Below are 21899 nucleotides of genomic sequence, written 5' to 3'. Positions count from 1 at the left end.
GATTTGTAGATACATCATAAATACCGCAGGATTAGATTAGCATTAGCAGGAAGCGCTATATTCCTTTTCATTCATTAGCTCCAATTATAAAATCAGAAGATAACAACTATAAAAATATTAAAAACCCAAATAAATTATTAAAAATGAAAAAACTATTATTAGGATTATTATTTTTTACAAGTATACAATGGTCGAATGCACAAACAAGTACACCGAACACCAAATCTAAAAGCGATCAAAAAACAGAACAAGAATTACTAGACCTTTCCAAACAAAAATGGCAGTGGATGGCTGATAAAAATGTGGATAAACTTGCAGTTCTCTTTGATGACAAATCAAAATTTGTTCACATGAGTGGTACTTGGAAAAAGGACGAAGAACTCGAAATCATTAAAACAGGAAGCATTTGGTACAAGAACGCCAAGGTTCATGATACAGCAATAGAAATTTTTGGAAAAACAGCAATCGTTTGGAACCGAATTACACTTGAGGCTATAGTTCGTGGAAATGAAGTCGCAACTGAATTTACTGTGACTGAAATTTACCAAAAACAAGGTAAGAATTGGAAACTTTTAGACTTAACATTCAGTAGTGTACGAGACACGCATCAAATTAAGAAATAGAAAAATATACCAATCAAAAAGTTAATAATACTATGAAAAAGTCAATTCTAGGACTACTTATACTTATCCTATTTGCAAACAAGTCCTTTGCACAAAATACTACTGCTGAACAAGAAGTGATTCAACTTTCAAAGCAAAAATGGGAGTGGATGGCTGATAAAAATGTAGACAAACTGTCGCCTTTATTTGATGACAAATCTGTATTTGTCCACATGGGAGGAAGTTGGGGAAAAACTCAAGAAATCAATATAATTAAAAGCGGAGGAATTCATTACAAGAAAGCAGATATTCATGAAGTGTCCGTAAACATTATTGGAAATACAGCGATACTCTTAAACAAAATTACCCTCTTAGCAGTGGTTGGAGGAAATGAAGTAACCAATCCGTTTATTGTTACAGAAGTATATGTTAAAGAAAATGATGGCTGGAAACTTGGCTCATTATCATTTACTAAACTAATGGTACCTGGACAATAAAATTCAAATAGTTCTAATTGGGATTAAACAAATCCTGCCAATTTTTTCATCAACACAGTTAGAAATTTGCTCTGACTGTGTTGATTTTTCATTTATAAACCACTCTACCACAATAAATTTCAAAATCATTCGTTATTAGATTCATTATCTAAATTCGCCCCCTAATGAAAAAAGTTATTATTATTGCTTTATTAATAACATCCTTTACTTCTTGGAGTCAGATTCCTATATCTTACGAATATTTTGACAAAGCGTTAAAAAAAGCGGAAGCGGGAAACTTGAAAGGAGCTCTAGCTGATTATACAACTGCCTTAAAATACGATCCGCTATTTTCGGAAGCGTATTTAAATAGAGCGTTGGTCAAAATTAAAATGGGAGATGTAAAAGGCGCTTTAGCGGATGTGAACACAACTATTGATATTGACCCAAAACGAGGTGATGCATACACAACAAGGGCTAACATCAACTACAAAACCGAAAATTACAAAAGCGTCATTCAAGATTGCACCCAATCCATAGCGCTAAATCCTAAAGATTATATTGCTTATAACCTCCGCGGATTATCTTACAATCATATTCAGGATAAAAAAAATGCCTGCCTTGATTTTACCAAAGCAATACAATTAGGAAGTCAAAGTGCCGTCAAAAACAAAAAAATGTTTTGCAAATAATTCCTTTTAAATCTACTTCATAAAAAAAGCGTCTGAATGAATCCAGACGCTTTTTTATTAGAAATAATACTTTTAATGTTTCAGTAATTGCTGTAAAGGTTTTAATTGCTCCAAATCAATTTTGGATTCTTTTAGAACTGAGATCATAGTAATAATATTGGTTGGATTCATATCTTTCCCCAGAATCCGAACTACTGCAAATCCGTTTTCTTTTTTATTGGCAAAAAATACAAATTCTTCTATATGATCGTCTGAGCCAACAAAACTTACCGAAGCGCCTTCTTTTCCAGAACCAAATTTCATCAGTTGTTGGTATTTCGTATCCTTCAAAATCAAATCAACTTTAGCCCTTTCAATTTCGAATTGAGCTTTATTTTTATCATTCAATTTGAATGCTAAAATATTCATCTTATCAAAAGAATGCAAAGCTTCTTTTTGAGCAATCGACAGTTTCGTTTGATCAACATTCAAAATAGTTGGAGAAACATCCAAGACAATAAAATCTTTGTTTTCCGTATTCTCCACAAAGTATTTTTGCAAACTTGGATCTGAATTACAGCTCAACAATAAAAAGCAAACAAGACCTAAAAAACCATACGCAGTTTTCATATTATTTTTTACCTTTTGTAGCTTTCTTCAAATCGTTACCACCAGGAATTCTCATTTTATCCGTAAGAACCGAGATTTCATTAAGATCAAAGTTCCCTGTTAAAGACATCAAAACAGTATCTTCATTTTTAACACCTTCAATAAACATAAGCAATTCTTTTACTTGTGTGTCACTTGTGCCTGATTTTACAAGAATTTTTATGTTTCTACCATTTTCATTAACGCGCATTAATTCCTCTAATCCAGCAGTTTTTATGTATTTATCAGCGGTAAGTTTCATATCGTTTTCTACGCGAGTACTTTTAGTGGTAAAGACCTTCAAGTTATCTAATTTCTTGATTAAATTTAAGTATTGCTGCGTTTCTTTATCAGAGGCATCAACCTTTACTTTGCTCATCAACTCAAACATTTTTTTGTTGACTACAATGGAAGTTACATCATCTTGGCCGTCAAATTTATCGAAGGCAGATTGAGCAAAAAAGGGACTTGAAACTAAAATTAGTACCGCTGTTATAATTAATTTTTTCATTTTTTTCGTTTTTGATTTATTGATTTATTGATTTATTGATTTATTATTGATTAAAAATTCTTCCTTTTGAATTATCATACTCTTGAATTAGTTGTACACTTTCAATGCCTGTATTAACATGAATTGACAATAGCGCCAATGCTTTTTGTGTTTCCTTAAAAGCTACTTTCGGATCATCATACGTTCCTAATTCTCGCTTTTCACTAACTGGATTATTACTGTTATAAACATAGGTGCCTATTCCAAGTAGTACTAAAACAGAAGCTGCAATATACATGCCAGTAAAACTACGTTTTTTAGACCGAACCGTTTTAAATTCTGGTAGTATTGCTGTACTCTTTTCTTCTTTTGCTTCAGAAAAATAACCAAATAATGATTTGTACTGTTCCAAATGCATTGCAACATCTGACGAAGAAAAATAGGTTCTCAATTCTTTTTCTTCTTTTATAGTGGTTTCTCCTTCAAAGTATTTTTCTAAAAGTATTTCGATTTTATTGCATTCCATAATTATGCGTTTTTGTCATATTTTCTCGTATCGTTTTCCTTGCTCTTGAAAGCGCCACCCGAATAGCCGTTTCATTCATCCCTATTATTTTAGCAATTTCATCGAATTCATATTGCTCTACCTCTCGCATTTGGATAATCAATCGTTGTTGTTCAGGCAATTGATTTATTATTTTTTCAACCCAATTTAAACTGTCATCATCCTCCACTTTTTGTTGCAAACTAGCTGCCGTATCTGTGTAATTTGAATGCGCAATAGAAAGATTACTGGCTCTTTTGGACTTCAACTGATCCAAACAATAATTTTTAGTAACGGTCATCGCAAAAGCTTCTATGTTACTATAATTTTTTAATCCCTCATTTTTAAACCATAATTTAACTAAAACTTCCTGAGTTGCATCTTCTGCTTCTTCGGTACTTGTAAGCAAACGCTTTGCGAGCCGAAAGACTTTATCCCGAAAAGGGGTAATTAAAATCACAAACTCTTTTTGGTTCATACACGCATTTAAAAAATTCGGTTATATAATCTAGACGAATCAGATTAAATTTTGTTACATATAATAACAAATAAAAAACTAAAGTTAGTATTTTTACGTTGATTAGATATATCAAATTCAAAACATGAAAACAACACTAAAATTTACACTCCTATTATTCCTTTCCCTTTTTGTTTTTCAAGCTTGTCAAGATAATGACGACACTATAGTCACAGCTCCTGCTAACATTGAGATTCAAGATTTTATTTGGAATGGGTTGAACCAATATTATTTATGGCAAACGGATGTTCCTAACTTATCCGATGACCGATTTGCAAGTGAAACTGAATATAATACTTTTCTAAAAGGATATCCTGTTCCCGAAGATTTATTTAATGCCTTGAGAGTAAGTCCTACAATTGATAGATTCAGCTGGATTGTAGATGATTATTTAGTATTAGAACAAGCTCTTGGAGGAATTTCAAAAAATGACGGGGTTGATTTTGGCTTAAGTTATAAACCGGGAAGCACTTCTGAAATTTTTGGTTATGTACGCTATATTATCCCAAATTCTGATGCCTCAGGCAAAGACATCAAACGTGGCGACATGTTTACGGCTATCAATGGAACACAACTTACAATCAGCAATTACCAAAGCTTATTGGCATTAGAAAGCTACACCTTAAATTTAGCCGATTATAATGGGTCAACTATTGTTGTAAATGGAAAATCAGTTGCATTGACAAAAACTGTATTAGCCGAAAATCCTATTTACATCAATACGGTAATTGAATCGGGTTCTCATAAAATAGGGTATTTAATGTACAATGGATTTTATGCTGCTTATGACACCGAATTAAACGACGCATTTGCTTCATTAAAATCACAAGGAATAACGGACTTAGTTTTAGATTTACGTTATAACAGTGGTGGTTCAGTACTTACCGCAACTCGATTAGCGAGTATGATTACAGGGCAATTTACAGGGCAAATATTTGCAAAACAACAATGGAATTCAAAAATCAATGCTTATTTTGAAACTGAAAATCCAGATGCTTTAAACAATTTATTTACGGATAAAATTGGAACTACTGCTATAAATAGCCTAAATCTAAGTACCGTTTATGTTCTTACTTCTAAAAGTACTGCTTCGGCAAGTGAATTAGTAATCAACGGACTAAAATCACATATCAACGTGGTCCAAATTGGTGATGTCACCACAGGTAAAAACGTAGGATCGGTAACATTATATGACTCTCCTACTTTTGGAACTGAAAACAGAAACCCAAACCATAGATATGCTATGCAACCTATTGTCTTAAAAATTGTAAACTCTGCTGGGTTTGGTGATTACTATAATGGCTTGACACCTACTTTTGAACAAAAAGAAACGATAAGCACGTTTGGAGTTCTTGGAAGCACATCAGAGCCTTTATTAAATACGGCGATTTCTAAAATCACTGGAACGGCTAAAATGGCTAAACAAATTCCTGGTAAAGAATTTGACTATTTCAAAGATTCTAAATCTATAAGCGGGCTGAGAAATCAAATGTATCTGAAAGAAGCGCCTGAAGGGCTTTTGAAAGCATTAAAATAAAAAAACTATAGCAATAAAAAAGAAGCTTTCTAAACCAAGAAAGCTTCTTTTTTTTATTACATAAATTGATTGTTTGCCAATTACAAATTGATCGTCATCCCTAATTTGAAATTTCTTCCTAGAGCACTATACCCCACATTTTCAACAAAATCAACATTGAAAATATTAGTTGCAGTTCCAAAAACGGACAATCTGTTTTTTATCCATTCATATCGAACAGTCGAATTTAATAATTGATAAGAACCTAAAGTTATTTTTTGAGTTGCATAGGTATTTCCATCAAAAAAAGCATCTTTTCGATTATCAACATATTGATAAGTTAAATTAAAAAACAAACGATCATTAATTTGAAAATCGGCAGATGAATTTACTTTGTGTTTTGGAATCAAACGATCCAAAGCGCTATCAACACTAGTGAATGTATAATTAGAATTCCATTTTATTTTTTCACTCACAGCGACAGATACTTCGGCCTCTACTCCTTTTGCCTTATTTGTTCCATTAATATTAATATAATTAGAATCATAAGTTACTGGATTCGTATAAAATCCTATAAAATTAGTTTGCTCTCTAAAGAAGGTTACCGCATTGAATTTAATTTTTTTATCCAATAGTTGCGTTTCAAAACCCACTTCAATGGTACTGTTTTTTTCTGGTGTCAAAGTTGAGTTTCCGTATTCAGAATACAATTGATACAAACTTGGTGTTACAAAAGCCGTGCTGTAAGAAGCTAAAATCTTCAATGGAACCGTTTTGAAATCAAAAGAAGGATTTACATTATAAACCAGTTGATTCCCGTATTCACTGTGCATATTCCATCTCGCACCAGCATTTAAATTCAAACCGAAATCAGAAGTAAAAACGCCCGTTACATACGGATCAATCATGTTAAACTTCGTACTTTCCTTAGCAATATTTCCATAAGGCGTAACGCTATTCATATCAAAAAACTGATATTGTGCTCCGGAAACAAAAAAGAACGATTGTGAAATTTTATATTTGTTGTAGGCATCTACATTGACATTTCTAGATTGATATTCTGAAAAACCAACCGAATTAGACCAACTATCAAAATCACTATACGAACGTATTAATTTATTAAAGCTTGAATTCAAAACAAATTCTCCCTTAGCATATTTGTATTTTGGTGTAAACCCAAAACGAAATTGTTTGGAAGTAGTATGATTCAAATTGGTATCATTAGTTCCAGTATTATCAAAACCACCATCATAATCATTGTTGATTTTATCATAATTACCAAAGAAATCCAAAGTCAAATTATCTGAAACCTTATACCCTAATTTGGCTAAATAATTAATTCTAGAAAACCGATCCTCATCATAATTGGCAGTAGCACTTGGAGCAGCTACTTGAGATATTCCATTTGTTTCGGTGCTGTTTAAAGAAGTAAAATAGGTGACTTTTTCTAAATTTCCATTTACGGAAAACCCCTGATTAAAATCTTGAAGATTTGTCTTTTTGGCTAAAGCAGTAGTATTAGTTCCCGCATTAAAGTACACATTCCCACCGATTGCTTTCTTCCCTGATTTTTTAAGTTTAATATTAATCACACCAGTCGCAGCACCAGTTCCGTATAAAGTACTTGCAGCGCCTTTCATAATTTCAATACTTTCTACTTGATCCGCTGGAAGCAAACGCAAATCATATTCAAAACTAATTCCAGAAGCATCATTTACCGGAATACCATCAATAAGAATAAGCACTTGGCTGTTTTTTCCACCACGAATGTAATACCCTAAATTTTTTCCGGCAACACTTTGATTTCCGTTAATTTCCATTCCTGCAACTGAATTCAGAATAGTTGCAATGCTTTGACCCGATTTCTTTTTTAAATCATCAGCTGTAATTTTAGTGATTACTTTTCCTGATTTTTCTTTTGCCAAAGCAAATTTAGAATCTGAGATTACTACTTCTTCCAGTTCGTTTTTAGAAGTAATAGTGTCTTTTTGTTGCGCAAAGGCACAGGTGGTCATGAATACACATAACGCACTGATTCGAACGAATTTTTTGTTCATTTTAAAAAAATTAATAACAGTTTATTTTTACTGTTACATGACTAAAAATGGGGAGAAAAGCATAGAATTACCCATACCCAAACCTTTTTTCCCGAAAGTTTGATACTCGATGTAATAGGCAGGTCTCCTGGCTTGCGTCTTGTTGTTTACCTTCCCAAGAAACTGAAAATTCAGCTAACTCAGTGGTTTTGTAGATAACAACAAGCTTAATAGCTTACAGTTGCGGGTACAGCTCAGGTTTTAAACCTGATTCCCTTTTAATGTTGTTTGAAAAAAATCGAAACAACAACCTCAATACGGGTGCAAATATAGACGAATTGAACCCGTTTTTAAAATAAAATATAAAAATATATTCTAAAGTATTACTGTTTATCCTTGTCCTTCTTACCGGAAAGTTTAAAAAATAACCAGACAAAACCAATGACAAAATGCAAGAGTATGATTCCTGCAACAACATAAATAAACGTATTTGAACTGTCTCTCATGATATGCTTTTTGGTAAAATTAGCTTCTTTTTTAAAAAGAGAATGTGTCAAATGTTACACAAATTAATTTTTATAAAAACAAAACAATACTTTTGTAAAAAATTACACAAAATGAAATTCATTCCAAATACCTTGCTTTACTTTTTGGTTTTAGTATTGTTTATTCAATGCAAAGATGTAGCTAAAAAAGAAGCTGAAATTACCACTGCAAAGAATGAAATTCAGTACGCAAAAGGGCTCGAAATATATAATTACGAGGGCTTTTCAGTAGTTAAAATAACAAATCCATGGCCTGATGCCAAAGAAAATTTCACTTATGTGTTACAGCAAAAAAATAGTATAATTCCAGATAGTTTAAAACAGTTTACAACAATTCAAATTCCTTTAAAATCAATAGTTGTAACCTCAACAACTCACATTCCTGCCTTAGAATTACTAGGTGTTGAAAACACATTGGTTGGTTTTCCTAATACCGATTATATTTCTTCTGTAAAAACCCGTAAATTGATTGATGCTGGAAAAGTTCGGGAAGTAGGTACTAACGAAACTTTAAATTCCGAAGTTTTAATTGATATGGCTCCTGATTTGATTGTGAGTTTTGGCTTAAACAATAGCAACCCAACTTTGGACAATTTACAAAAAAGCGGTTTGAAAGTAATGCTAAATGGGGATTGGACAGAACAATCTCCTCTTGGAAAAGCGGAATGGATTAAGTTTTTCGGTGCGCTTTACGGATTAAATTCAAAGGCAAATACTATTTTTTCGGACATAGAAAAAGAGTACAATACAACTTTGGCTTTAGCCAAAAAAGCCACTTCAAAACCAACCGTTCTCAGCGGTGCAATGTTCCAAGACCAATGGTATGTGCCCCAAGGACAAAGCTGGGCTTCCTTGTTTTTGAAAGATGCTCAAGCTAATTATTTATGGGCAGATAGCAACGGAACCGGAAGTTTAGCTTTGCCTTTTGAAACTATTTTGGAAAAAGCACAAGAAGCAGAATTTTGGATTGCTCCAGGCGATTTTTCCTCATTAAAAGAAATGAGCGACAGCAATCCACATTACAAACAATTTGATTCATTCAAAAATAAAAAAGTATATTCGTACGGCGTAAATAAAGGTGCAAAAGGAGGAATTGTATATTTCGAATGGTCTCCTACCCGACCTGATTGGGTATTGAAAGATTTGATTTCTATTTTTCATCCTGAATTGTTACCAAATCACAAACTTTTTTTCTTTCAAAAATTAGAATAAATTGACCCAAACCAACCGAAATACGATTCTTTTTATTTCCCTAATCATCGGAATGCTTTTGCTATTTTTAGTAAACATAAGTTTGGGTTCTGTTTCCATACCCATAAAAGATGTTTTTAATAGTTTGACTACTGGTAATTGTAGCAAAGAAACTTGGCAATACATCATCCTAAATTATAGGTTACCCAAGGCTATCGCTGCAATTCTTGTTGGAATGGGATTGTCAATTAGTGGTTTATTAATGCAAACTTTGTTCAAAAATCCATTAGCAGGACCTTATGTTCTGGGATTAAGTTCAGGAGCCAGTTTAGGTGTTGCTATAGTAATTTTAGGAACTTCCTTTTTGCCTACTTTTTTGTCTTCCATCTTAATATCCTCCTACGGAATTGTTTTAGCATCCAGTTTAGGTAGTTTTTTAGTTTTATTAGCCGTTTTAGCCGTTTCCCAACAGCTACGCGATACAATGGCAATTTTGATTGTGGGATTAATGTTTGGAAGTTTAACCAATGCAATTGTTGGAACCCTAACCTATTTCAGTACAGCTGAACAATTGCAAAAATTCACTTTTTGGTCTTTGGGAAATTTAGGCAATTTATCCTGGTCATCGATTGCTGTTTTATCAATATGCATAGGCATTGGACTGCTTTTAAGTGTATTTAGTATCAAGCCGTTGAACGCACTACTTTTAGGTGAAAATTATGCCAAAAGTTTAGGTTTAAATTATAACAAAGCACGATTAATTATTATTTTCGCCACAAGTATTCTAGCCGGAAGTATTACCGCTTTTGCTGGACCTATAGCTTTTATAGGATTAGCTGTTCCTCATATTGCAAAGTTGGTTTTTCAAACAAGCAATCACACTATATTATTTTGGAGCACAATGCTTTTTGGTGCAATTATTATGCTTATTTGCGATAGTATTTCACAACTTCCTGGAAGTGATTTCACCTTACCTATTAATGCTGTAACTTCCATTTTTGGAGCACCAATTGTGATTTGGTTGTTGATTAGAAAACGAAAAATGATAGGCTAATGGAAAACAAAATCATCTTACGCGCTTCTCAAATTAGCATTGGTTATTCTCATAAAAAAGAAAAAACTACAGTGGCTTCAAACATCGATTTATCTTTAGAGAAAGGGAAATTAATTGCCTTAATTGGCGGAAATGGAATAGGAAAATCGACTCTTTTAAAAACGTTAACGGGGATTCAAAAGCCACTATCAGGAACCGTTTTTCTTAATAACATTGCCATTCACGAATTAGATTCTCTAGATTTAGCACAAAATTTAAGTGTTGTTTTAACCGAAAAACTACCGCCTAGCAACCTGACTGTTTTTGAACTAATTGCCTTAGGAAGACAACCTTACACTAATTGGATTGGAAAATTAACTGATGTTGATATCGTGAAAGTTAATGAAGCTATGCAACTCACTCAAATTAGTCATTTAGCGACCAAAAAACATTTTGAAATCAGTGACGGACAATTACAAAAAGTACTGGTGGCAAGAGCATTGGCACAAGATACTCCGCTAATTGTTCTTGATGAGCCTACTACGCATTTGGATTTGTTACACAAAGTAGCGCTTTTTAAATTGCTTAAAAAACTGACTCATGAAACTGGAAAATGCATCTTATTTTCAACCCATGATATCGATATGGCGATTCAATTGAGTGACGAAATGATTATTATGACTCCTGAAAAAATCGAACAAGACCAACCTTGTAATTTTATTATGAAAGGCAGTTTCAATACCTTATTCAAAGACGAACACATTGTTTTTGATGCAGAAAAAGGGAAGTTTGTAATTAAGTAATTACTCCTTAATCGCTAACTGACGTTTTGCTTCACCAACAACAAAAGCTACTGAATTAGCAATATTAAAACTTCGGATAAGCGAAGACATCGGAATGGTCAATTGATTTTTTTTATCAAATAAATTTAAAAAATCTGCGCTAAGACCAACACTTTCTTTACCAAAAACCAACCAATCACCATCCTGAAAATGATTTTCTAAATATGATTTTTCAGCATGAGAACTCATCAAAAAAACTCTTGATTTATCTGGGATTTGGGACATCCATTCCTCTACATTCTGATACTCGGTCACATCAAGATGCACCCAATAATCTAAACCAGAACGCTTCAGGTTTTTGTCATTAATCACAAATCCAAAAGGATGAATTAAGTGCAACCTACTTTCGGTTCCTACACATAAACGGCCTATATTCCCAGTATTATTTGGTATTTCTGGTTCTACTAAAACTATGTTTAACATATTCTTTAAGTGTTAATTAGTCTGTCATAAATTTTAAGTGTTTTTTGAACAAACACAAAACTTCATAACTCATCATTCAAAATTCATAACTTCTTTCACTTCGCCTGCCTGCAAATCATCCAACCTAACATTCCCAATCCTAACTCGGACCAATCTCAAAGTAGGAAATCCTACAGCAGCAGTCATTTTTCTGACCTGACGAAATTTCCCTTCATTGACCGTAATCGAAGCCCAAGATGTTGGACCATGCCTTTCATCTCGTATTTTTTTACCTCTAGCTCCAAAAGCAGGAATTTCATGAATCAATGAAGCCGTGCAAGGTTTAGTAATATACTTAGTACCATTGAATCCTATTTGGACACCCAGTTGCAATTGATCAATCGCTTCTTGGTTAATAATTCCATCAACTTGAACATAATATTCCTTATCTACTTTTTTGCTTCTAATGATTTCACTCACTTTACCATCAGTAGTAAGTAACAAAAGTCCTTCTGAATCTTCATCTAAACGTCCTATTGCCATTGTTCCCTTTGGAAAATCATACAATTCCCCTAAAAGTTTCTTTTTACGTTTGAGCTCATAGATAAACTGACTTAAATATCCGTAAGGTTTATGAAGAATAAAATGGTGATGCGTAGGCATTATTTAAAATTTACTGCAAAAATACATTTTTATAGCGTAAAACCGATTGTCCCTAAATAAGTATGAAATTTAGGTTCTTAAACAAACTACATTCTTTTTAAAAGTATTTCAAATTCTTATTTTTAAAATCCAAAAATTAATATAATTACTTACTTTTACTGCTACTAAAAAAATCTTTTATGTTCGATATTCTTCCGTTTTTATTGGCTTTCATAATAGCTCTCGCCATTGGTATTTGGATTGGAAAACTCATTTTTTCAGCACGTTTTCAGTCTGAAAAAATCAGTTTAGAAGAAAAGCTAATTGCCGCAACATCACAGTTAAATCAGCTGAAAGAGCAACTTATAAACGACAAAATAGCTTTCGAAAAACTCTTGGAAGCAACCAATGCCGACAAAGAACAAATTCGAAATGAAAAAGACAGTTTAGCCATTCAGCTTTCTAAAAAGGAAGTTGATTTTGACAATCTTTGGGAAAGAAACAAAGAGCAAAAAGAAGAAGTCGAAAAACTACAAGAAAAATTTACCAAAGAATTTGAAAATCTAGCCAACAAGATATTAGACGAAAAGTCTACTAAATTCACGGAGCAGAATAAAGAGAATATGAAAAATATTCTTTCGCCTTTGCAAGACAAAATTCAACTATTCGAAAAGAAAGTCGAAGACACACACAAAGAAAGTATCGACTATCATGCGGCTTTACGCCAACAAATATTGGGCTTGCGCGAAATGAATATCCAAATGAGCAAGGAAACTATCAACCTGACCAAAGCTCTGAAAGGCGATAGCAAAATGCAAGGAAACTGGGGCGAGCTTGTTTTAGAAAGAGTTTTAGAAAAATCGGGCTTAGAAAAAGGACGTGAGTATGAAGTCCAACAAGCATTCACCACCGAAGATGGCAACCGAGTTTTTCCGGACGTGGTAATCAACCTTCCTGACGGAAAAAAAATGATTGTCGATTCAAAAGTATCTTTGACAGCTTATGAAAAATACATCAACGAAGAAGATGACGATGCAAAAACAGGCTTTTTAAAGGAACATGTTAATTCAATAAAAAGACATGTTGAGCAATTAGGTGGCAAAAACTATCAGGATTTATACCAAATTGAAAGCCCTGATTTTGTATTGCTTTTTATTCCTATCGAACCCGCTTTTGCAATGGCTTTGAATGAAGACACAAGTTTATATAACAAAGCTTTCGAAAAGAATATTGTCATAGTTACACCCGCAACTTTACTGGCCACACTACGAACTATTGATAGCATGTGGACGAATCAAAAACAACAGGAAAATGCACTCGAAATTGCACGACAAGCGGGAGCTTTGTACGATAAATTTGAAGGTTTTGTAGCCGATTTAATCAAAATTGGAAAGAAAATAGATGAAAGCAAAATAGAATATTCTGGCGCCATGAATAAATTAGTGGAAGGAAAAGGAAATCTAATTACTAGTGTCGAAAAATTAAAAAAAATGGGAGCTAAAGCAAAAAAAGCACTTCCAGAAAATATTTTGAACAGAGCTGAAAAAGACGAAAATCAATTGTTAAACTAGATAAAATGAAACGAATTTTAGGAATTATTATAGGAATTGGTGTTCTGATTTTGATATGTTATTTTACATTTCTTTATTATGTTCCTTACAGTGAAGGCATTCGTTCAGGCGAACTCATAAAATTGAGCCATAAAGGAATGGCCATAAAAACTTGGGAAGGCGAATTAAGTCAAGGAATTTCTGGTGCTCAGATTTTTAGCTTTTCCGTTTTGGATAGTGATAAAAAAGTAATTGAAGATTTGAAAACATTTCAAGGAAATTATGTAAAACTGACCTATGTAGAAAGATACAGAACATTTTCTTGGTGGGGAGAAACAAGATATTTTGTTACATCCGTTAAAAAAGAGACTTCTCCTTTTAATCAAAAATAATTTTATGGATACAACTTTTAAAACGGTAAAATCATCCTACATCACCATTTCAGAATTAATGTTGCCGTCTCATACTAATTTTAGCGGAAAAATTCATGGAGGATATATTTTGTCTCTATTAGATCAAATTGCCTTTGCCTGTGCTTCAAAATTTTCTGGTAATTATTGTGTTACTGCTTCGGTTGACACGGTCAATTTTTTGAGCCCAATTGAGGTTGGTGAACTCGTAACTATGAAAGCTAGCGTTAATTATGTAGGCAGAAGTTCCATGATTATTGGTATTAGAGTAGAGGCCGAAAATATTCAAACTGGCGTGGTTAAGCATTGTAATTCTTCTTATTTTACAATGGTTGCTAAAGACAAAGACGGGAAAAGTATCCCAGTTCCTGGTTTAATCATATCAAATCTTGAGGAGGTACGCAGATTTAGTAATTGCTTAAAACAAATTGACTTGAAAAAAGAGCGTGATATTCATGAGGAAATTTTCAATTATAATTCAGACGAAGCCATTGCTAATTTAAGTAAATACAATGTTTTGCTGGAATTATAATCAAATTTTAAAATTACAGTATTTTTTCAAATGCAATACTCTTGATGTAAATAAAAATTAGTAACTTTAAGTAGTTTAATTCATACTTGATTATGAAAAAAATTACACTACTACTGCTACTTTTATCAAACTTTATCAATGCTCAAGAACGAATGACTACTAATTCTGGTAGCATCCATTTTGAAGCATCCATACCTTTTTTTGAAGAAGTCCAAGCAACGAATGAAAAAGCCATTTTTATTTTAGAACCCGAAACCAGTAAATTAAATTGCATTATCCTTGTAAAACAATTCCATTTTAAAAGAGCCTTAATGGAAACTCATTTCAATGAAAATTATATAGAAAGCGACAAATATCCAAAAGCCAGCTTCAAGGGAAAAATTGAAAAATTTGATTTGAAAAACGTATCAAATGATGCTAAACAATATGTAATTCGTGGGAAAATAGAAATTCATGGAAAATCAAAAAACATAGCTGTAATTGCTCAAATCAAAAACACAACTGAAGGAATTGAAATCACCTCCGATTTTGATTTAAATACCGATGATTTTAAAATTGAAATTCCATTTATTGTCCGAAATAAAATATCAAAAACAGTTCACACGCATTTAGAATTTGTTTTACATTAAAATCAATTAGTTAAACAATCTCTTAAAGCCGTTTCTAGATTTTTATATTTAAATTTAAATCCTGTTTTTTCAATTTTCTCTGAAGAAATTCTTCTTCCTGTTAAAACGATTGCTGCCATTTCGCCCATAACTAATTTCAACACAAAGGCAGGAACATTAGGTAACCAAATTGAATATCCGAATATTTTAGCAAGTTTTTTTGAAAAAATAAGATTTGTAGTATCATCTTGAACAGCAGCATTATAAGCACCATCCATTTCTGAATTCAAAATAGCTTCCAAATAAATGGTACACAAATCATCAATATGAATCCAAGGCATATATTGTTTTCCTGATCCCAAAGCAGAACCCAATCTGAACTTAAAAATAGGTAGCAATTTATTTAAAAAACCATCATTCCTGCCTAAAACTAAACCTGTTCTAACCTTGACTGTTCTTATGTTAAGAGCTGTAATTGTATCCGCTGCCGATTCCCATTTTTGACAAACAGTCCCTAAGAAATCATTAGCTGCAGGAGTGTTTTCGGAACAAATAGCTTCACCATTCAAAGCGCCATAAATACCAATACCCGAAGCCGAAATAAAGGCCTCCACTTTTTTATTATTATTCTTTAAAACAGATTGAATTAATTGAATAGATTGTACCCTACTATCGATTATAGCTGCTTTTCTTTCTGATGTCCATCTTTTATCAGCTATATTTTCGCCAGCCAAATGAATAATGTAATCTGCATCAAGAACTGCAGCTTCTTCAATAATCTCTTGACTGACATCCCAATTATAGTAGGAAATATCAGTAGTGTTTTTTTTATCACTTCTACTTAATATAGATACCGAAAAACCTTTTTGAATCAATAAATCAGTGAGCTTTTTGCCAACAAATCCAGTACCTCCGCTTAATAAAACATTTTTTTTCATGATAGAAATCATTTGACAAATTATATCTAACACAAATATACAAAATTATTTTGTTTAACTTTATGAATAATTAGTTAAACATTTTATACCTTTATACTCTAATTAGAAAGATTCAAAAAAATGGCAACTAAAAAAGTAATACTCACAAAAGACAAAATTGTTTCTATGTATATGAATTATACATTGGAACAAAATGAAAAACCAAAATCTGTTTATCAATTTTCTAAATTAAATGGATTTACTGAGTCTGAATTCTACACTTTTTTTGGGACACTAAATAGTATAGAAAATGAAATTTTTAATATGTTTCTAGAAAAAACTGTTGCGCTATTAGAAAAAGATGCAAACTATGAAACGTATGATATGAAAAGTAAAATGCTTAGCTTTTATTTTACTTTTTTTGAATTGTTATCAGCAAATAGAAGCTATGTAGTAATGAGTTTGAAAGAAAATGAAAACCATCTCAAAAACTTGATGCAATTGTCAACGTTGAGAAATAGTTTCAAACAATATATTTCTGGAATCATTTCTGACGAATACCGAATAAAGCAAGAAAAACTACAATCATTTCAAGAAAAAACAATCAAAGAAACATCTTGGCTTCAGCTATTAATGACACTTAAATTTTGGTTAGACGATTCTTCACCAGCATTTGAGAAAACAGATATCTATATTGAAAAATCTGTGAAAGCTACTTTTGAGTTAATGAACATTGCTCCTATTGACAGCTTAATTGATTTTGGAAAATTCCTTTTTAAAGAAAAAATACAAAGCAAATAAATGAAAACGCTAGATTATATTCCAACTTCAAAAATTGAAAGAGCAACTAAATTGGTTCAGACTGGAGCAAAAGTTGGAGTAAATTATTTGAAATATTACGGTGAGAAAATGGTGAATCCCGAAACCACTCGTGATAAACTAAATGAGGACAATGCTGAAGACATTTATGATGGTCTAAAAAGTCTGAAAGGAAGCGCCTTAAAAGTAGCTCAAATGCTAAGTATGGATAAAAGCTTTTTGCCACAAGCCTATGTGGAGAAATTTTCCTTATCGCAGTTTTCAGTTCCGCCGTTATCAGCACCATTAGTATTAAAAACATTCAAAGCAAATTTCGGAAAATCACCGTATGAAATTTTTGATGAATTCAACGCAACATCTGTAAATGCAGCCAGTATTGGACAGGTTCATTTAGCCAAAAAAGACGCTAAAAAATTAGCCGTAAAAATTCAATATCCCGGTGTTGCTAATAGTATTTCATCTGATTTAGCTTTGGTAAAACCTATTGCGATTCGGATGTTCAATCTTCAAGGTAAAGATTCCGACAAATATTTTAAAGAAGTTGAAGACAAACTAATTGAAGAAACTAATTATTTATTGGAACTAAAACAAAGTCAAGAAGTTGTTGAAGCGTGCCAAAAAATAGAAAATTTGGTTTTCCCTAATTACTATCCAGAGTTTTCATCACAGAAGATTATCACTATGGATTGGATGACAGGAATTCATCTTTCGGAGTTTACTGCTAAAAATACAGATCAAAAAACAGCCAATAGCATCGGGCAAGCGCTTTGGGATTTTTACATGTACCAAATTCATATTTTAAGAAAAGTACATGCAGACCCACATCCAGGAAATTTCTTAGTTGATTCTGGAAATAAATTGGTTGCATTAGATTTTGGATGTATGAAAAAAATTCCGAATGAATTCTATATTCCTTATTTTGAATTGATTAATAAAGAAGTTATTGATAACAAAAAACTATTTAGTGAGAAATTATTTGAATTAGAAATTCTTAGAACGGATGATTCCAAAGAAGAAATTAAATATTTCACTCAAATGTTCTATGATTTATTATCCCTGTTTACCAAACCTTTTCAAACGGAAACATTTGATTTTTCAGATGAAGAATTCTTTGAAAACATAGCGCAATTAGGCGAACGCTTTTCAAAAGACACTACCCTTCGTAAAATGAACGGAAATAGAGGCTCCAAACATTTTATCTACATGAACCGAACTTTCTTTGGTTTATACAATTTGATGTTTGATTTAAAGGCCAAAATAGTAGTTAACGAATTTCAAAAATATTAGGCTTGAAAAAAGAACTTACCGATTTAGAAATAGACCGAATCATAGAAATGGCTTGGGAAGACCGAACCACATTTGATGCTATTTTATTGCAATTTGGATTAAAAGAACAAGAAGTGATTGATTTGATGCGTACAGAAATGAAGCCATCAAGTTTTAGAATGTGGAGAGAAAGAGTTCAAGGTCGCAAAACAAAGCATGAAAAATTAAGAGCATTTAGGGAAGGACGTTTTAAATGCAGTATGCAAAGACAAATTAATAATAATAAAATTTCGAAAAGGTAATTTAATACATCCCTTACGTTAAAAACCATATTTAAATATGAAAAACATTGTCATCATTGGCGGAAGCAAAGGAATTGGAAATGCCATTTTGCTACAACAATTGGAAACGAATAAAGTGTACAATATCAGCAGGACTCCAGCTGAAATTTCACATCCAAACTTAACCCATTTTTCTTTGGACGCATTACATGACGCGCTGCCTGAAATAGAGAATATAGATACCTTGATTTATTGTCCAGGTTCCATAACGCTAAAACCTATTGGCAGTTTAGCTATTGATGATTTCAGAAATGACTTTGAAATCAATGTAATTGGCGCCGTAAAAGTCATTCAAAAATATTTGCCTGCATTAAAAAAAGGCATAAATCCATCCATTATTTTATTCAGTACTGTAGCCGCAAAATTAGGAATGCCTTTCCACGCAAGTATTGCAACTGCAAAAGCTGGAGTTGAAGGATTAGTAAAATCCTTAGGAGCTGAATTAGCTGCAACAGTTCGAGTTAATGCGATTGCTCCTACTATAACAGAAACATCACTTTCAGCAGGAATTCTTAGAAATGATCGCATGAAAGAAAATATGATAGAACGCCATCCAATGAAAAGTTACTTGAAACCAGAAGAAGTGGCAAGTATGGCAAATTTCCTGATTTCTGAACATGCTAAATCAATATCTGGTCAAGTTTTTGAAATGGATTATGGCATTGTAAGCTTTAAAATATAAACCCCGAATTCATAAAAATGATAGTAAAACAAACAAGGAGTTACGAAAAAATTGAACAATATGATACGGAGATAACGGAAGCATTATCTCAAAACTACAAATCTATTATAGAAAATTTAGGCGAAGATGTAAATCGAGAAGGTCTTGAAAAAACACCAGAAAGAGTTGCTAAAGCCATGCAATTTTTAACCCATGGTTATGGATTAGATCCTTTAGAAATACTGACATCCGCTTTGTTCTCTGAGGATCACCAACAAATGATTGTGGTAAAAGATATTGAAGTCTATTCGATGTGTGAGCATCATATGCTACCGTTTTTTGGAAAAGCACATGTAGCGTATATCCCGAATGGAAAAATTGTTGGGTTGAGCAAAATCCCTAGAATTGTTGATGCGTATGCGCGTAGAATGCAAGTACAAGAACGCTTGACTGACCAAATCAAAGATTGTATTCAGGAAGCTTTGAATCCTCTAGGAGTAGCTGTAGTAATTGAAGCGCAACACATGTGCATGCAAATGCGTGGCATTCAAAAACAAAATTCAGTAACTACAACTTCATCATTTACTGGTGCGTTTGAAAAAGACAAAACCAGAAAAGAATTTATTAGTTTAGTAGCAAACAAATTGAGCTAATTCAGAATTAAAACCAAAGCATGAAAATTCTCTTAACAGGCGCAACAGGATACATTGGGAAGCGACTTTTGCCTATTTTAGTAGCGCAAGGTCACGATGTATTTTGTTGTGTGAGAGATAAAAACAGGTTTTATGTTCCAAAAGAAATACAAAATAAAATTACGGTTATTGAAGTTGATTTTCTCGAAGAAGAAACTTTAACTACTATTCCAAAAGATATTCAAGCAGCTTATTATTTAATCCACTCGATGTCTGGTTCAGCAACAAATTATGATGAATTAGAAAGCATTTCGGCATTAAATTTTGTACAACGAATAAATGAAACCGATGTCAAGCAAGTTATTTATCTCAGCGGAATTGTAAACGACAAATCCCTATCGAAGCATTTATCTTCCAGAAAAAAAGTAGAAGATATACTGCAACTCGGAAGTTTTAGTCTGACTACATTGAGAGCAGGTATAATTGTAGGCTCTGGAAGCGCATCTTTTGAAATTATCCGAGATTTAATCAACAAGCTTCCCGTAATGATTACCCCAAGATGGTTGAACACCAAATGTCAGCCTATTGCCATAACCGATGTATTGGAATTTTTGACTAAATCCTTATTAAACCCTATTACTTACAATCAAAGTTTTGACATTGGCGGCCCTGATATTTTAACTTATAAAGAAATGCTATTGGCTTTCGCCGAAGCAAAAAAACTAAAGCGTTGGATTTTCACTATTCCGGTGATGACTCCTAAATTATCTTCGTATTGGTTGTACTTTGTAACCTCAACTTCTTACAAACTAGCAACGGCCTTAGTCAGTAGTATGAAAGTAGAAGTGGTTTGCAGAGATACTAAAATTAATACGCTACTAGATGTTAACCCCATGACGTATAAACAAGCTTTGTCTCGGGCATTAACAAAAGTTGAAGAAGATAAGGTTGCTTCGAGCTGGAAAGATTCTCTGGTTAGCGGGCGTTTTAAGAGTAATATTTCTAGATATATAAAAGTCCCCAAAAAAGATTGTTACATAGATCGTCGCAAAATGCAAATCCAAAATAGAGAATTTACCATCGAAAGGATTTGGTCTATTGGTGGAGAAACGGGTTGGTATTACGGTGATTGGCTTTGGAATTTACGCGGCTTTATAGACAAATTATATGGTGGTGTAGGCTCCCGAAGAGGCAGAACCAACCAACACAATATCCATTCTGGTGATGCTCTTGATTTTTGGCGCGTACTCTATGCTAACAAAGAAGAAGGTAAATTAATCTTATTTGCTGAAATGAAACTCCCAGGAGAAGCTTGGTTAGAATTCAAAATAATCAACAACACACTTTACCAATCTGCAACATTTAGACCTAGAGGAATTTGGGGGAAATTATATTGGTATTCAGTATTGCCATTTCATGGATTTATTTTTAATGGAATGCTGAATAAATTGATTAAATAGTTGCATTTAAATCACACAAGAAATATAAGTTTAGTTCTTAAGGAATTTTCGGGTCTTTACAGTACACGAAATTTATTCTAAATTGAAATAATTCAAAAGTTTAAATCACACAAGAAATATAAGTTTAGTTCTTAAGGAATTTTCGGGTCTTTACAGTACACGAAATTTATTCTAAATTGAAATAATTCAAAAGTTTAAATCACACAAGAAATATAAGTTTAGTTCTTAAGGAATTTTCGGGTCTTTACAGTACACGAAATTTATTCTAAATTAGAATAATTCAAAAGTTTAAACCATATAAGAAATGTAAGTTTAGTTCTTAAGGAATTTTTTAATAATTGTTGTGGACGAAACTCATTTTAAATTAGGATAATCAAAAGTTTAAACCACATAAGAAATGTAAGTTTAGTTCTTAAGGAATTTTTTAATAATTGTTGTAGACGAAACTCATTTTAAATTGAAATAATTCAAAAGTTTAAATCACACAAGAAATGTAAGTTCATTTAATTAAACAGCATCCTTATAGAAGATGGCAGCTGACTTTCGTC

25 protein-coding genes and 1 riboswitch are annotated in these 21899 nt (G+C 32.6%); of the genes, 17 read left to right on the top strand and 8 right to left on the bottom strand.

Translation table 11 applies throughout. From position 1 onward, the window contains the following. Positions 1-143 precede the first annotated feature (143 nt). The 3 genes from C8C88_RS09955 (at position 144) to C8C88_RS09945 (ending at position 1770) form a co-directional block, all read left to right on the top strand. Positions 144-623: a nuclear transport factor 2 family protein gene (locus tag C8C88_RS09955; RefSeq protein ID WP_121337961.1), complete on the top strand. Its 480-nt coding sequence runs from the start codon at positions 144-146 to the stop codon at positions 621-623. Positions 624-655: 32 nt separating this feature from the next. Beyond that, entirely contained in the window at positions 656-1099 is a 444-nt protein-coding gene (locus tag C8C88_RS09950) for a nuclear transport factor 2 family protein (RefSeq protein WP_121337960.1), read from the top strand. A gap of 164 nt (positions 1100-1263) precedes the next feature. Beyond that, entirely contained in the window at positions 1264-1770 is a 507-nt protein-coding gene (locus C8C88_RS09945; protein ID WP_121337959.1) for a tetratricopeptide repeat protein, read from the top strand. Between the two features lie 72 nt (positions 1771-1842). On the opposite strand, the gene C8C88_RS09940 is transcribed toward C8C88_RS09945, so the two are convergent. The 4 genes from C8C88_RS09940 to C8C88_RS09925 are packed head-to-tail and all read right to left on the bottom strand — an operon-like array spanning position 1843 to position 3909. Next, entirely contained in the window at positions 1843-2379 is a 537-nt protein-coding gene (locus tag C8C88_RS09940; protein ID WP_121337957.1) for a DUF4252 domain-containing protein, read from the bottom strand. Between the two features lies 1 nt (position 2380). Next, positions 2381-2908, bottom strand: a complete 528-nt coding sequence (locus C8C88_RS09935) for a DUF4252 domain-containing protein (protein ID WP_121337956.1) — start codon at positions 2906-2908, stop codon at positions 2381-2383. A 43-nt stretch (positions 2909-2951) separates the two neighbouring features. Beyond that, positions 2952-3413, bottom strand: a complete 462-nt coding sequence (locus C8C88_RS09930; RefSeq protein ID WP_121337955.1) for a hypothetical protein — start codon at positions 3411-3413, stop codon at positions 2952-2954. After that, on the bottom strand, positions 3400-3909 hold the full coding sequence (locus C8C88_RS09925; protein ID WP_121337953.1) for an RNA polymerase sigma factor: 510 nt from the start codon (positions 3907-3909) through the stop codon (positions 3400-3402). The genes C8C88_RS09930 and C8C88_RS09925 overlap by 14 nt, the downstream gene beginning before the upstream one ends. Positions 3910-4033: 124 nt before the next feature. On the opposite strand from C8C88_RS09925, the gene C8C88_RS09920 reads away from it, so the two are divergent. Continuing rightward, on the top strand, positions 4034-5485 hold the full coding sequence (locus C8C88_RS09920) for a S41 family peptidase (protein WP_121337952.1): 1452 nt from the start codon (positions 4034-4036) through the stop codon (positions 5483-5485). An 80-nt stretch (positions 5486-5565) separates the two neighbouring features. On the opposite strand, the gene C8C88_RS09915 is transcribed toward C8C88_RS09920, so the two are convergent. Next, the gene (locus C8C88_RS09915; RefSeq protein ID WP_233549330.1) at positions 5566-7521 is read right to left on the bottom strand and encodes a TonB-dependent siderophore receptor; all 1956 of its coding nucleotides are present in this window, start codon (positions 7519-7521) and stop codon (positions 5566-5568) included. 99 nt (positions 7522-7620) lie between these two features. After that, positions 7621-7830: riboswitch (cobalamin riboswitch) on the bottom strand. A 287-nt stretch (positions 7831-8117) separates the two neighbouring features. Between C8C88_RS09915 and C8C88_RS09910 the strand changes: the two genes are divergently transcribed. The 3 genes from C8C88_RS09910 to C8C88_RS09900 are packed head-to-tail and all read left to right on the top strand — an operon-like array spanning position 8118 to position 11072. Beyond that, positions 8118-9257, top strand: coding sequence for an ABC transporter substrate-binding protein (locus C8C88_RS09910; protein ID WP_121338639.1), 1140 nt, complete (start codon positions 8118-8120; stop codon positions 9255-9257). 1 nt (position 9258) lies between these two features. Next, the gene (locus C8C88_RS09905) at positions 9259-10290 is read left to right on the top strand and encodes an iron ABC transporter permease (RefSeq protein WP_233549329.1); all 1032 of its coding nucleotides are present in this window, start codon (positions 9259-9261) and stop codon (positions 10288-10290) included. Further along, complete coding sequence (locus C8C88_RS09900) at positions 10290-11072, top strand: ABC transporter ATP-binding protein (RefSeq protein WP_121337950.1); 783 nt, start codon at positions 10290-10292, stop codon at positions 11070-11072. The genes C8C88_RS09905 and C8C88_RS09900 overlap by 1 nt, the downstream gene beginning before the upstream one ends. On the opposite strand, the gene C8C88_RS09895 is transcribed toward C8C88_RS09900, so the two are convergent. Further along, the gene (locus C8C88_RS09895) at positions 11073-11534 is read right to left on the bottom strand and encodes a tRNA (cytidine(34)-2'-O)-methyltransferase (protein WP_121337949.1); all 462 of its coding nucleotides are present in this window, start codon (positions 11532-11534) and stop codon (positions 11073-11075) included. A 72-nt stretch (positions 11535-11606) separates the two neighbouring features. Continuing rightward, positions 11607-12176 (bottom strand): pseudouridine synthase, encoded by a 570-nt coding sequence (locus C8C88_RS09890; protein WP_121337948.1) that lies wholly within the window; start codon positions 12174-12176, stop codon positions 11607-11609. A 179-nt stretch (positions 12177-12355) separates the two neighbouring features. Between C8C88_RS09890 and rmuC the strand changes: the two genes are divergently transcribed. The 4 genes from rmuC to C8C88_RS09870 all read left to right on the top strand — a co-directional run bounded on the left by rmuC (position 12356) and on the right by C8C88_RS09870 (position 15276). Next, complete coding sequence (rmuC, locus tag C8C88_RS09885; protein WP_121337947.1) at positions 12356-13726, top strand: DNA recombination protein RmuC; 1371 nt, start codon at positions 12356-12358, stop codon at positions 13724-13726. Between the two features lie 5 nt (positions 13727-13731). After that, positions 13732-14097 carry a 6-phosphogluconate dehydrogenase gene (locus C8C88_RS09880; RefSeq protein WP_121337946.1) on the top strand — a complete coding sequence of 122 codons (366 nt, stop codon included), beginning with the start codon at positions 13732-13734 and terminating at the stop codon, positions 14095-14097. Between the two features lie 4 nt (positions 14098-14101). Next, positions 14102-14647, top strand: a complete 546-nt coding sequence (locus C8C88_RS09875) for an acyl-CoA thioesterase (protein WP_121337944.1) — start codon at positions 14102-14104, stop codon at positions 14645-14647. A gap of 92 nt (positions 14648-14739) precedes the next feature. After that, positions 14740-15276, top strand: coding sequence for a YceI family protein (locus tag C8C88_RS09870; protein ID WP_121337943.1), 537 nt, complete (start codon positions 14740-14742; stop codon positions 15274-15276). Positions 15277-15278: 2 nt separating this feature from the next. Here C8C88_RS09870 and C8C88_RS09865 read toward each other — a convergent pair whose 3' ends face one another. Next, positions 15279-16193, bottom strand: coding sequence for a TIGR01777 family oxidoreductase (locus C8C88_RS09865; RefSeq protein WP_121338638.1), 915 nt, complete (start codon positions 16191-16193; stop codon positions 15279-15281). A 120-nt stretch (positions 16194-16313) separates the two neighbouring features. Between C8C88_RS09865 and C8C88_RS09860 the strand changes: the two genes are divergently transcribed. Genes C8C88_RS09860 through C8C88_RS09835 form a run of 6 tightly spaced genes read left to right on the top strand, consistent with a single transcriptional unit; the run spans position 16314 to position 21351 of the window. Then, positions 16314-16973 carry a TetR family transcriptional regulator C-terminal domain-containing protein gene (locus C8C88_RS09860; RefSeq protein WP_121337942.1) on the top strand — a complete coding sequence of 220 codons (660 nt, stop codon included), beginning with the start codon at positions 16314-16316 and terminating at the stop codon, positions 16971-16973. Next, positions 16974-18278 (top strand): AarF/ABC1/UbiB kinase family protein, encoded by a 1305-nt coding sequence (locus tag C8C88_RS09855; RefSeq protein WP_121337940.1) that lies wholly within the window; start codon positions 16974-16976, stop codon positions 18276-18278. A 2-nt stretch (positions 18279-18280) separates the two neighbouring features. Next, entirely contained in the window at positions 18281-18559 is a 279-nt protein-coding gene (locus tag C8C88_RS09850) for a TIGR03643 family protein (protein ID WP_255415853.1), read from the top strand. A 37-nt stretch (positions 18560-18596) separates the two neighbouring features. After that, positions 18597-19280, top strand: coding sequence for an SDR family NAD(P)-dependent oxidoreductase (locus C8C88_RS09845; protein WP_121337939.1), 684 nt, complete (start codon positions 18597-18599; stop codon positions 19278-19280). Positions 19281-19297: 17 nt separating this feature from the next. Beyond that, complete coding sequence (gene folE, locus C8C88_RS09840; RefSeq protein WP_121337937.1) at positions 19298-19912, top strand: GTP cyclohydrolase I FolE; 615 nt, start codon at positions 19298-19300, stop codon at positions 19910-19912. A 20-nt stretch (positions 19913-19932) separates the two neighbouring features. Continuing rightward, a complete protein-coding gene (locus tag C8C88_RS09835) occupies positions 19933-21351 on the top strand; it encodes an SDR family oxidoreductase (RefSeq protein ID WP_121337935.1) in 1419 nt (472 codons plus the stop codon). Positions 21352-21899: the final 548 nt, after the last annotated feature.

Source organism: Flavobacterium sp. 123, assembly GCF_003634825.1.
Taxonomy (GTDB): Bacteria; Bacteroidota; Bacteroidia; order Flavobacteriales; family Flavobacteriaceae; genus Flavobacterium.
Note: the sequence above shows the minus strand (reverse complement) of the source record. Positions and strands in the feature narration are given on the sequence as shown.

Coding starts and splice junctions, on each gene's coding strand:
- C8C88_RS09940 (WP_121337957.1), bottom strand. CDS start 2,379: ATGAAAACTGCGTATGGTTTTTTAGGTCTTGTTTGCTTTTTATTGTTG.
- C8C88_RS09870 (WP_121337943.1), top strand. CDS start 14,740: ATGAAAAAAATTACACTACTACTGCTACTTTTATCAAACTTTATCAAT.
- rmuC (WP_121337947.1), top strand. CDS start 12,356: ATGTTCGATATTCTTCCGTTTTTATTGGCTTTCATAATAGCTCTCGCC.
- C8C88_RS09845 (WP_121337939.1), top strand. CDS start 18,597: ATGAAAAACATTGTCATCATTGGCGGAAGCAAAGGAATTGGAAATGCC.
- C8C88_RS09955 (WP_121337961.1), top strand. CDS start 144: ATGAAAAAACTATTATTAGGATTATTATTTTTTACAAGTATACAATGG.
- C8C88_RS09890 (WP_121337948.1), bottom strand. CDS start 12,176: ATGCCTACGCATCACCATTTTATTCTTCATAAACCTTACGGATATTTA.
- C8C88_RS09915 (WP_233549330.1), bottom strand. CDS start 7,521: ATGAACAAAAAATTCGTTCGAATCAGTGCGTTATGTGTATTCATGACC.
- C8C88_RS09880 (WP_121337946.1), top strand. CDS start 13,732: ATGAAACGAATTTTAGGAATTATTATAGGAATTGGTGTTCTGATTTTG.
- C8C88_RS09935 (WP_121337956.1), bottom strand. CDS start 2,908: ATGAAAAAATTAATTATAACAGCGGTACTAATTTTAGTTTCAAGTCCC.
- C8C88_RS09945 (WP_121337959.1), top strand. CDS start 1,264: ATGAAAAAAGTTATTATTATTGCTTTATTAATAACATCCTTTACTTCT.
- C8C88_RS09930 (WP_121337955.1), bottom strand. CDS start 3,413: ATGGAATGCAATAAAATCGAAATACTTTTAGAAAAATACTTTGAAGGA.
- C8C88_RS09895 (WP_121337949.1), bottom strand. CDS start 11,534: ATGTTAAACATAGTTTTAGTAGAACCAGAAATACCAAATAATACTGGG.
- folE (WP_121337937.1), top strand. CDS start 19,298: ATGATAGTAAAACAAACAAGGAGTTACGAAAAAATTGAACAATATGAT.
- C8C88_RS09865 (WP_121338638.1), bottom strand. CDS start 16,193: ATGAAAAAAAATGTTTTATTAAGCGGAGGTACTGGATTTGTTGGCAAA.
- C8C88_RS09855 (WP_121337940.1), top strand. CDS start 16,974: ATGAAAACGCTAGATTATATTCCAACTTCAAAAATTGAAAGAGCAACT.
- C8C88_RS09925 (WP_121337953.1), bottom strand. CDS start 3,909: ATGAACCAAAAAGAGTTTGTGATTTTAATTACCCCTTTTCGGGATAAA.
- C8C88_RS09920 (WP_121337952.1), top strand. CDS start 4,034: ATGAAAACAACACTAAAATTTACACTCCTATTATTCCTTTCCCTTTTT.
- C8C88_RS09950 (WP_121337960.1), top strand. CDS start 656: ATGAAAAAGTCAATTCTAGGACTACTTATACTTATCCTATTTGCAAAC.
- C8C88_RS09900 (WP_121337950.1), top strand. CDS start 10,290: ATGGAAAACAAAATCATCTTACGCGCTTCTCAAATTAGCATTGGTTAT.
- C8C88_RS09835 (WP_121337935.1), top strand. CDS start 19,933: ATGAAAATTCTCTTAACAGGCGCAACAGGATACATTGGGAAGCGACTT.
- C8C88_RS09875 (WP_121337944.1), top strand. CDS start 14,102: ATGGATACAACTTTTAAAACGGTAAAATCATCCTACATCACCATTTCA.
- C8C88_RS09860 (WP_121337942.1), top strand. CDS start 16,314: ATGGCAACTAAAAAAGTAATACTCACAAAAGACAAAATTGTTTCTATG.
- C8C88_RS09910 (WP_121338639.1), top strand. CDS start 8,118: ATGAAATTCATTCCAAATACCTTGCTTTACTTTTTGGTTTTAGTATTG.